Genomic DNA, 10499 nt, shown 5'->3' with positions numbered 1-10499 from the left:
GATCCAGTGCCTGTAGCATCTTGTTTTTATAGGGGACAATTTCTTCCAGCCGGCTTCGGAAATATTCCGGGCGGATCAGATCACCCATGCGAATCGCATGTGTTCTGCCTGCTTTATCGCGGTAGCAGGTACCAATGCCCCGCATGGTGGTCCCGATGGCTTTTTCTTTGCGGTTTTCTTCGAAAATAATTTCTTCCTGCATATGATAGGGGAAAATCACATGCGCGCGATCGCTGATCAACAGCCGACTCGCTTCAATCGGACCTTTCTGATCACAAATCGCCGCCATCTCTTTCAGGAATGCCTTGGGATTCATCACGACCCCGCCGGCAATCACGGAAGTTACATTCGGATTCAGAACACCGGTCGGTAATAATGATAGCTTATAGGTGACTCCGTCAAATTTGACAGTATGACCCGCATTATTGCCTCCCAGGTAGCGCACCACGATTTCGTGCTGTTCTGAAAGAAGATCAACTATTTTGCCCTTGGCTTCATCGCCCCACTGTAATCCGATTACCGACGTCGCTGACACAAAACTATCCCGCTGTTTGAATGGAACTGAAAAATTTAGAAAAATACGGACAATCATGATTCACTGCGGAATCAAAAAACGACGAGCAGAACGCGCGCACCGGCCTATTTTATCGAACGGATTCCCATTTGGGGAGCGTCACGCGCCATGATGCACTTAATAATTGGATTTTCGCTGCATTAGATGATATAATTCCAATTGCACACTTCACTTGTGCGGGCCAGATCAAGAAATTACGCCAGGCTAATGAACATATCTCCTCAAAAACGTATTTTAATCATCGACGATGATGAAGGGCTGACCGAGCCCCTCCAAATTGCTATGGAAGCCGCAGGTTATGAAGTATTGACGGCGCATGACGGCAATGAAGGGGTTATGAAAATCGAGCGGGATGCCCCCGATCTGGTACTCTTGGATCTGGTAATGCCCCGCCGTAGCGGCTTCGCGGTCCTCGACAGCATTATCAACCACAAACGCCGCGCCCCTCGCATTATCATGGTCACCGGTAACAGCGAACCCAAATACCGGGAACTGGCACTCGACCGAGGTGTCGACCTCTTCATCCCCAAACCCTACCACATCGAAGAATTGGTTCAGGCCGTGAATGATCTACTGAAATCTGATGCGAGTGAGTAATGACGATCAGACTTTCCTGCGAAAGCTCATACTAATCACCAGGTGCCGTCCACGCAAAGAATCAATCATGAAAAAACGCCACCATTATCCCCAACAAATATTTCAGATCGTTTGCTTCTGGATCATCCTCAGCACCTTTTTACCCACACTCACTGCAGCGGAACCGATAACCCACAAAGCAATACACAACAAAATCTTTCTGCTTCCCTACTTCCTCGGTAACGGCGAAACTGGCGTTTATCTCGCATACAGTCGCGACGGGCTGAATTTTCAGTGGCTCAACAAAGGCAAAGTCGTGATGCCCGCGCCTGCCTGGGGTGAGGAAAGCCTGACGCGAGATCCTTCGATTGTTTATCATAACGGCGAATTCCATATGGTCTGGACGACGAGTTGGAACGCACGCAGCATCGGGTATGCCCATTCGAAAGATCTGCTGCATTGGAATCCCGCACAGAAAATTGACGTCTGGCAGGACTTCACTGCGGTCAAGAATACCTGGTCGCCAGAAGTGCATTGGGATCCGGAAAAACAGGAATTCCTCATCCTCTGGAGTTCTACCACTCTCGCAGAGCTGGAAGACAAAGACGACAGCGAAGACTCGCATGGTTATGACCAGCGCACCTACGCCATCCGCACCCGTGACTTCAAGACCTTCACGAAACCAAAACTCTTTTATAGTCCGCAACCGGAAATCAGCGTAATTGATCCGTTCATCACCCACGATGATCACAACACAGAGAGCACCGCCGATGACCGCTGGGTGATGGTCATCAAAAACGAAATGCCCGCCGAGCGAGGCGGTAAGAATTTACGCCTCGTATTCAGTAAACACATGCAGGGCCCGTATGAAACAACCCTTGGTCCCCCGATTGTGGGTGCCGGCACATCCATCGTAAATACGATGGGAGAAGGCCCCTCGCTGTTTAAATTCAACAAACTCTGGTACCTCTACTGGGACGCTCCCGGCAGCGAATATTCCTACTGCCTGGCAACCAGCCCTGATCTGATCCACTGGACCAACCGCTCTCAAGAAATGTCGTTACCCACCAAACATATGCGGCACGGCACCGTAATCCTGGTCCCTGAAAACGTGATCGCCGGTCAGTTAAGTGATAAGTGAGTCACCACAGACCACTTACTCAGCAACCTCCTGTTGTCTATCGACAACTCCGAATCACATTCAGAGCCGCCCGTCAATTTTGAAAATCACCCGCCGCCGATTGCGGGTAAAAAGTGGATTTCACTTTCGGGGGAGACTTTCTGAGCCAGGCCGCGCGGAGTCACATTTTGATCGACGGTGACCGACATCCCCGCCCTGAGTTTTCCCTCAGGGCAGAGACGCTCCATCACACCCGAATGCTGCCGATCCAGAGATAGCACCGCTTCCAGAACGGTGGCCCCTTCCACTACGACTTCTTCCTGCCCCTCACAGTAAGGTCTGAGCAAGGGAGGAATAAACAGACGAGGCATTCTCGGTTCAACTCCTGATTAAGACTCTTTCTTTAATAGTTCGTGCAAGACTCGTGGAGGCGACATCGGCAGTTCATACAGGCGAACGCCGACCGCATCGTAAATCGCCGCTTCCAGAGCAGCCGGAGGTGGCACAATGGGAACTTCGCCCACGCCACGCACCCCATAAGGATGACCGGGGTTCGGCACTTCCACAATGATCGCGTCGATCATCGGCAGATCATAGCAGGTCGGAATCCGATAATCGAGGAAATTCGCATTCCGCATACTGCCTGTTTCGTCATACCAGTATTCTTCGTTCAACCCCCAGCCAATTCCCTGAACGGCTCCTCCTTGAATCTGCCCTTCGACATAAGCGGGATGAATGGCCGTACCACAGTCCTGGGCGGCGGTGTAACGCAAAATATCCACTTTTCCGGTATCGGGGTCGACTTCCACATCCACGAGATGCGTTCCGAACGCGCCGCCGGGTTCGTTGTGATTCGAAACACCACGCGCAATTAACGGCTCGCCGGTCGTACTCAGTTCCATGGCAATTTCTTTGAAACAGACGCTTTTATCCGGCCCGATCACGTGACCGTCTTCGTAAGAAACTTGAGCAGGATCAACGTCCCACAGCTCAGCCGCCCGCGCGACAATCTGGCGTTTCAGGTCCTGAGCCGCTTCATATGCAGCCCAACCTGTCGCATATGTTACACGACTTCCGCCGGTCACATCGGTATATCCAACACTGTCTGTATCCACCACAGCCGGTTTAATATCTTCAGCTGCCAGTCCCATCGCTTCAGCAAACTGCATCGCGATCCCGGTTCGCGACCCGCCGATATCGGTTGAGCCTTCCAGCAGCGATACCGAACCATCTGTGTTTACGGTGACAGTTACAGCAGATTTCAAACCTGCATTAAACCAGAAACCGGAACCAATGCCCCGCCCCTGATTTTTGCCGGTGAGCGGCGTCTTGTAATGATCGCTGTTCTTGATGGCTTCCAGTGTTTCCACCAGACCCACTCGGGGATACGTCACGCCGTCAATTCGGCGTGTCCCTTCTTTCGAAGCATTCAGCAGACGGAATTCAACCGGTTCCATACCCAGTTTTTCACAAAGCTCATCCACAACCGTTTCCGTGGCAAATGCGGCGTTGGTCGCTCCCGGCGCGCGATACGCGTTCGTGCGGGGCTTGTTGACGCAGACGTCGTAGCCTTCGACTCGTCCATTGGGTATATCGTAGCAGGAGAAGACGCACATGGCTCCTGCGCCAATCGGAGAACCAGGATAACCGCCTGCTTCATAAGCCATCCAGGCCTCGGCTGCGGTGAGACGGCCGTCAGCGTCGACGCCCATCTTGATTCTGATAAAAGAACCGGGGGTGGGGCCTGTTGCCTGCAGCACGTCCGCCCGGTCCATCACAATTTGAACGGGAACCCCTGCTTTACGAGATAAGACTGCAGCCGCTGGTGCGAGATAAACGGAGATCTTGCCACCAAAACCCCCGCCAATTTCCGCAGGGACCACTTTCACGCGGGCCAGAGGCACATGCAACAACTCTGCCATCTGCGAGCGGACTGAAAACGTGCCTTGAGTTGGAGTCCAGACGGTAATCTGACCATCGTTGTTCCACAATACGGTTGCAACGTGAGGTTCGATATACCCCTGATGTACGGTCGATGTGCGGAATTCGCGTTCAACGACATATTTGGCGTCGGCGAATCCTTTTTCGATATCCCCTTTTTCAAAAACGATATGCTTGGCCACATTGGTCGGCTTGTCCCCTTTTTCTCCCGTAGAGGCTTCTTCCGTCCGCACATCGGGATTCAATACCGGCGCGTCAGAGGACATCGCTTTCAGCACATCCATCACGGGAGGCAGGACTTCATATTCGACTTCGATCAGGCTGGCTGCTTCCTGTGCGATATGCAGATTGTCGGCGGCAACCGCAGCAACCGCATGCCCTTTGTAAAGCACTTTGGTGCGGGCGAGATTGTTGCTGCTGAGATGATTCAGGACGACTGCCCCTTCCCCCAGCTCGGCAATTTTATCACCGGGTTCAGGCAGATCTGCGCTGGTGGCGACGGCGCGTACACCCGGCAAAGCTTCGGCTTTTGAGGTATCAATCGATTTAATATTAGCATGGGCATGCGGGCTGCGGAGAATGGCTCCAAAGATCATGCCTTTGATTTTAATGTCAGCACCATACAAGGCGCGCCCCGTCACTTTGTCAGCTCCGTCGTGTCGGATGGGACGGGTCCCGATCACTTTGTATTTGGGAGCTTCATCACTTCCCTCTGCTGCTTTTACTTCGTCAATGGTCGCCATTAGACAGTCTCCTTCGCACATGAGGCCGATTGTTCCGCTCTGGTTTCCGCAGCCTGCTGAATGGCGCGCACAATTTTGTCATAGCCGGTGCAGCGACACAAATTTCCTGCCATCGAGAAACGGATTTCTTCTTCGGTCGGGTTCGGGTTCTCATCCAGGAACGCTTTGGCGGACATAATGTAACCCGGCGTACAGATGCCGCACTGCAGGGCCGCGTTTTCCAGAAAGGCTTGCTGTAAAGGATCCAGCCCGTCGCCGGGAGCCAGACCTTCGATGGTTTCGATGTTGGCACCCTCCGCTTCCACCCCCAGAATCATACAGCTGTTGACCGCGCGGCCATCAATGATCACCGAGCAGGCACCACAATTACCGTTAGAGCAGCCTTCTTTGGCACCTGTCAGGTTCAATGTATTACGCAATATTTCGAGCAGGGTCTGCCGGGGCTGGCAGAGGAACTCCTCTTCGCGGCCATTGATAGTCGCGGTTACGATCCGTTTCTTCGCCATCGAAAAGTCCTTATTAAAAAAGTCTGATTTTTATTCAATTGTTGAGAGAGATTCATCAGCGAAAGTGACAAATCATCCGCGAGCACGTTCCACCGCTTTTTTGATCACACGTTCGGTGAGGACGCCGGTCACATGAGTCCGAAACTCCTGTGTACCCCGCATGTCGGTAATCGGATGCACAACCGCCCGCGCCGCAGCTGCTGCTTTTTGAATCGTTTCATCATTCACCGGCTGCCCGGCTAAGAGTTCACTCGCTTCCTGAGCGTAAAATGGTTTCGCGGCGACCGCGCCCAACCCGATGCGGGCAGAGACAAAATTCTCGCCACTCGCGTCCAGAACCACCGAAGCACCCACTCCGACGACGGCGATATCCATCTCATTGCGGGGGATGAACCGACGATAATGCGAACCACTATGAGCCGGACGAGGAGGAAATTGTAATTCGACGATAATTTCGCCCGGTTCCAGCACGTTCTGGCCAGGTCCCGTACAAAACTGATCGACGGCGACTTCCCGTGTTCCCGAGGGCCCCGCAATAATAACCCTGGCATTAAGGGCAATTAAAGCCGGCGTCGAATCGGCGGCAGCACCGGCATTCGCCAGGTTTCCACCGACGCTGGCTCGGTTTTGAACCTGCATACCACCGATGATATTACTGCTGTCAGAAATCGCCGAATACTGTTCCAGAATGCCCGGATGCTCGTAAATTTTGTAACAGGGGACCGCGGCGCCAAGTCGCAAGCCTGCATTGTTCAGTTCCAGGACCATCAGTTCCGGGATTTTCTTCAAATCCACAATCAGATCCGCCACCAGTCGGCCCGTTCGCACATGATCGATCAGATCGGTCCCCCCTGCCAGCGGGCGGGCTGTTCCTTTACTTTTGGCTAGTAAGCCGACAGCGTCAGCCAGTGAAGTGGGTGCCTCATATTCAAAGTCACGCATCGCAGGTATGTCCCTCTCCAAATTGTCTTATTCATCATCCATTCGCAGCAGGCGAATCAGAGATCATTTCTCGAGCTTCACTCAAGCCCTATTATCAGTCACTGGTGGAGTAACATCAATGCAACCAAAGATGAAGAAACACCGTATTTCCGAATTTTATAATTTCCTTTAGAATAAAGCCTCTCCGAACGCTGACAAGTCTGATTCCCTCTGGAGAGGCGAGAAAAGTTCTGATTGACTTCCTCTCAACACTTACCTCGCCTATTCGGATTTGTTACCCTGCTTCACTGTTAGCAAAATACCGCGAAAAAGGGACTTTCCCCAGACCGCAGGAAAGTGGCCAGACCCAACATTCCCCGGATTGCCTGCGTAAGAGAATGAGTGACAGGATGTCAGTTATCGGGGTGTTGCGACCTTCAACTCCCAGATCCGGTGGTCTCAGATAAAATTGAATTACAAAAGAACAAGTGCGGACTGCACTCAGAGGCAGGTTATATAAGTGGCACAAAAAAAAGCGTCTTCAAGCCTGAATCAAAATATTGAGCAGCGAACACAGGAGCTCGGACAGCAGATTTGGGGTCTGTTGGAACGTCGCGAGCCATCCATGTTTGAAAAACGCTGGTGGGATGACCGGATTCTCGCCTGGGCGATGGCAGACGAATCCGTCAAGGTGCAAATGTTCCGCTTTGTGGACGTTCTGCCGATGCTCCGATCCCATAAATCGATCGTCAGACACCTGCACGAATATTTTGAAGATGTTCGTAAACACCTTCCCTGGGCAGCTCGGATCGGTTTGGAGCTGTCACAGCCAAACTCCGTGCTGGGGCGTGCGCTGGCTTTGAACGCCCGCTCTAATGCTCGTCGTATGGCCAGTCGTTTTATTGCCGGCTCCAGTATAGAAGAAGTTCATTGTACAATCGATCGGCTCAGAAGCGAAAACTTCACATTCACACTCGACCTGCTGGGCGAAGCCGTCATCAGTGAATCGGAAGCCGAAGCCTATCTGCAATCCTACCTTGATCTGATCGCCGGACTTTCACCGCGCGTCAGGAAATGGTCGGAAAACGTTCAACTCGACTGGGACAACCAGGGACATCTACCGCGAACCAACGTTTCGATCAAGCTGTCTGCGTTGTGCAGCCAGTTCAAGCCAACCGACCCGGTCGGTACGATGGCCGCCGTTCAACCTCGCTTAAGAACATTGCTGCGTGCTGCCATGAAGTACGACGCTTATCTGCACGTCGATATGGAACAGAATTCCTACAAACCGTTGACGCTGGAGATTTTCAAGCAGACTTTGATGGAAAAGGAGTTTCGCGACTTTGACAATGTCGGCATTGTGATTCAGGCTTATCAGCCACAATCCGAAACAGATCTGCTGGACCTGTTAAAATGGGTCAAAAAACGAAAAACGCCGATCTGGATCCGGCTCGTCAAAGGTGCCTACTGGGATTACGAAACGATCACATCGCAGTATCACCACTGGCCAATCCCCGTCTTTCAGGAGAAATGGGAATCGGATGCGAACTTTGAAAAGCTGACACACATCCTGCTGCAAAACTACCAGTGGCTGCGACCTGCCTTCGGCAGTCATAACATGCGCAGCCTGGCACATGCCATCGCCGTTGCTCATGAATTAGATGTCCCCCCTTCTGCCTATGAAATCCAGATGCTGTATGGCATGGGAAAAGAGCAGGCGCAGGTCTTTGCGGAAATGGGTCATCGCGTCCGCATTTATACGCCTTTTGGCGAATTGATTCCCGGCATGGCCTATCTGGTCAGACGATTGCTGGAAAACACTTCCAACGACTCATTCCTTCGACAAAGCTTTACCGAGCACGTCAACCTGGAGACTTTATTGATGAATCCTTCCGAACATGCCAAGAAATCAACCAAACAGAAATATGCCGAAGAACCAATGAAGGGCTTCCAGAATGAACCACTGATTGATTTCAGCCTGGAAGAATCCCGCGCGAAAATGCAGGCAGCGCTGGAAACGGTCTCCGACCAGCTTGGCAAAGAATATCCGCTGTTGATCAATGGTAGGGCCATCGACACCAAAGCCACAATCACCTCGCGCAATCCGTCGCATCACTCGGAATCGGTGGGAACCGTCTCGTCTGCATCTGCTGACGATGCCATCGACGCCATCGATGCCGCCCGCCGCGCCTATCCCGGATGGTCGAAAACAGAACCGCAATACCGGTCTGAATATCTGGAACTGATCGCCGCCAACATGCGCCGCAAACGATTCGAACTGGCCGCCTGGATGGTTTATGAATGCGGCAAGCCCTGGGAAGAAGCGGACGGTGATGTCGCGGAAGCCATTGACTTCTGCATGTACTATGCAGATCAGATGCGCAGGCTCGCAGAACCTTTGGACTGTGATGTTCCCGGCGAAGAAAACACCTACTTCTATCGTCCGCGGGGAACCGTGGCTGTGATTGCCCCCTGGAATTTTCCGCTGGCAATTCTCACCGGCATGACTGTCGCTGCATTAGTCACTGGAAACACCGTTGTCATGAAACCTGCAGAACAGTCGTCAGTCGTCGCTGCCAAACTCATGGACCTCATTCATGAGTCCGGCGTTCCGGATGGCGTCGTCAACTTCCTGCCTGGAATCGGTGAAGAAGTGGGTCCCGAACTGGTAGGGAGCCCTGACGTGGAAATGATCACATTTACCGGCTCGCGCAACGTAGGGTTGGCGATTAACGAAACCGCTTCAGAAACAGACCTCCGGCAGAAGATGGTCAAACGTGTCATCGCTGAAATGGGTGGAAAAAACGCGATCATTGTCGACGATGACGCCGACCTTGATGAAGCCGTGCTCGGCGTGATGCACTCCGCATTCAACTATGCCGGCCAGAAATGCTCGGCCTGTTCGCGCGTGATAGTGCTCGAGGCCATTTACGACTCGTTTCTGAATCGCCTGATTGAAGCGACCAAAAGCCTGAAAATTGGTCCCGCTGAAGATCCCGGAACCGTCGTGGGACCGGTGATCGACGAAGAGGCCAGGCAAAGGATTCTCGAAATGATCGAAATTGGCAAAGAGGAAGCAACGCTGTCGCTGGCCTGCGATACTTCGAAACTCGACGAAGAAGGCTATTACGTCGGACCGCATATTTTCACTGACGTTGATTCCAGCTGCCGCATTGCTCAAGAGGAAATTTTCGGCCCCGTTCTGGCAGTGATGAAAGCAGAGGACTTTGACGAAGCAATTTCAATTGCCAATGACACGCTGTATGCCTTAACCGCCGGTGTCTACAGCCGCAGCCCGGCACATCTGCAGAAAGCCAGACGGGATCTTGTTGCCGGTAACATTTATCTGAATCGCAGTATTACCGGCGCGATGGTGGAACGTCATCCTTTCGGAGGCTTCAAGATGTCCGGTATCGGTAGCAAAACTGGCGGGCCGGATTACCTGCTCCAGTTCCTGATTCCCGTCAATGTCTCAGAAAACACCATGCGCCGCGGCTTTGCTCCGACGACCGACGACGACGAAGAAGCATAGTTCAATCAATGACTCCATCGAGAGTCGAACTCCCGGCTCTCATTAATGAACCTAATCCCGAATCCTATCCGGGCTGAGCGCAACGTACTGTGACGAATTAAGGTACCCGCGCGCCATACCGAGTCGCTTTGCGCAAAAGATCACAATGCGGTGACCAGATCGATGGCCCAAAAAACAACTACACCCAAGTACACTAAAAACCGCCTTCCCGAAGCCGGCTACAGAATTCAGATTCTACAGCAGCGTCTGAACATGCTGAGTGTTTCAGGAGGCAGATCACTTCAGCAATCCGATCACCTGACATCACGCAGTGGCGGTTATTGGGGTTCTAGCTTAATAGTCCGTATTCGATTGTCAAAATAAACAGGTCCATTGCCGCTATTGCCAAAAAATAACATATGTTTTTAGGTCAGAATGAAGAACGCTGCAACGAAATCAGACGGGATGTTCTTAAACGAAGGCAACCGCCTACAGCGTATAACGCATGTACATTTTAAATAATCGACAATAGATGCATTGTTGAACGGTTTAAGATTTGGGACGAATATTACAGGAATAGAACGAGTTCTCGTACAGAACCCGGAAG

At 52.2% G+C, this 10499-nt stretch carries 8 protein-coding genes; 3 read left to right on the top strand and 5 right to left on the bottom strand.

Annotated elements, in window-relative coordinates; genetic code table 11:
* Positions 1–535, bottom strand: a 535-nt coding sequence (locus tag Q0294_RS16750; RefSeq protein WP_299467754.1) for an adenylosuccinate synthetase, incomplete at its 3' end; no start/stop codon positions are given.
* Positions 536–781: 246 nt separating this feature from the next.
* On the opposite strand from Q0294_RS16750, the gene Q0294_RS16745 reads away from it, so the two are divergent.
* On the top strand, positions 782–1171 hold the full coding sequence (locus Q0294_RS16745) for a response regulator transcription factor (protein WP_299467752.1): 390 nt from the start codon (positions 782–784) through the stop codon (positions 1169–1171).
* Positions 1172–1238: 67 nt separating this feature from the next.
* Positions 1239–2291 carry a glycoside hydrolase family 43 protein gene (locus Q0294_RS16740; RefSeq protein ID WP_299467750.1) on the top strand — a complete coding sequence of 351 codons (1053 nt, stop codon included), beginning with the start codon at positions 1239–1241 and terminating at the stop codon, positions 2289–2291.
* Between the two features lie 86 nt (positions 2292–2377).
* Here the strand turns inward: Q0294_RS16740 and Q0294_RS16735 are convergent, their stop codons facing one another.
* The 4 genes from Q0294_RS16735 to Q0294_RS16720 form a co-directional block, all read right to left on the bottom strand.
* A complete protein-coding gene (locus tag Q0294_RS16735) occupies positions 2378–2641 on the bottom strand; it encodes a MoaD/ThiS family protein (RefSeq protein ID WP_299467748.1) in 264 nt (87 codons plus the stop codon).
* 18 nt (positions 2642–2659) lie between these two features.
* A complete protein-coding gene (locus Q0294_RS16730; protein ID WP_299467746.1) occupies positions 2660–4954 on the bottom strand; it encodes a xanthine dehydrogenase family protein molybdopterin-binding subunit in 2295 nt (764 codons plus the stop codon).
* On the bottom strand, positions 4954–5460 hold the full coding sequence (locus Q0294_RS16725; protein WP_299467744.1) for a (2Fe-2S)-binding protein: 507 nt from the start codon (positions 5458–5460) through the stop codon (positions 4954–4956). Before Q0294_RS16725 ends, Q0294_RS16730 begins: the two co-directional genes overlap by 1 nt.
* Positions 5461–5532: 72 nt before the next feature.
* Positions 5533–6402, bottom strand: coding sequence for a xanthine dehydrogenase family protein subunit M (locus Q0294_RS16720; RefSeq protein WP_299467743.1), 870 nt, complete (start codon positions 6400–6402; stop codon positions 5533–5535).
* A gap of 499 nt (positions 6403–6901) precedes the next feature.
* Between Q0294_RS16720 and pruA the strand changes: the two genes are divergently transcribed.
* Positions 6902–9913 (top strand): L-glutamate gamma-semialdehyde dehydrogenase, encoded by a 3012-nt coding sequence (gene pruA / locus Q0294_RS16715; protein ID WP_299467742.1) that lies wholly within the window; start codon positions 6902–6904, stop codon positions 9911–9913.
* Positions 9914–10499 lie beyond the last annotated feature (586 nt).

It is taken from the genome of uncultured Gimesia sp., from assembly GCF_937919775.1.
Taxonomy (GTDB): domain Bacteria; phylum Planctomycetota; class Planctomycetia; order Planctomycetales; family Planctomycetaceae; genus Gimesia.
The sequence above is the reverse complement of the archived record's forward strand: the minus strand, read 5'-3'. Positions and strand labels throughout refer to the sequence as shown.

Excerpts from the sequence above, each read along its gene's own strand:
- Q0294_RS16740 (WP_299467750.1), top strand. The coding sequence starts at position 1,239 with ATGAAAAAACGCCACCATTATCCCCAACAAATATTTCAGATCGTTTGC.
- Q0294_RS16735 (WP_299467748.1), bottom strand. The coding sequence starts at position 2,641 with ATGCCTCGTCTGTTTATTCCTCCCTTGCTCAGACCTTACTGTGAGGGG.
- Q0294_RS16720 (WP_299467743.1), bottom strand. The coding sequence starts at position 6,402 with ATGCGTGACTTTGAATATGAGGCACCCACTTCACTGGCTGACGCTGTC.
- Q0294_RS16725 (WP_299467744.1), bottom strand. The coding sequence starts at position 5,460 with ATGGCGAAGAAACGGATCGTAACCGCGACTATCAATGGCCGCGAAGAG.
- Q0294_RS16730 (WP_299467746.1), bottom strand. The coding sequence starts at position 4,954 with ATGGCGACCATTGACGAAGTAAAAGCAGCAGAGGGAAGTGATGAAGCT.
- Q0294_RS16745 (WP_299467752.1), top strand. The coding sequence starts at position 782 with ATGAACATATCTCCTCAAAAACGTATTTTAATCATCGACGATGATGAA.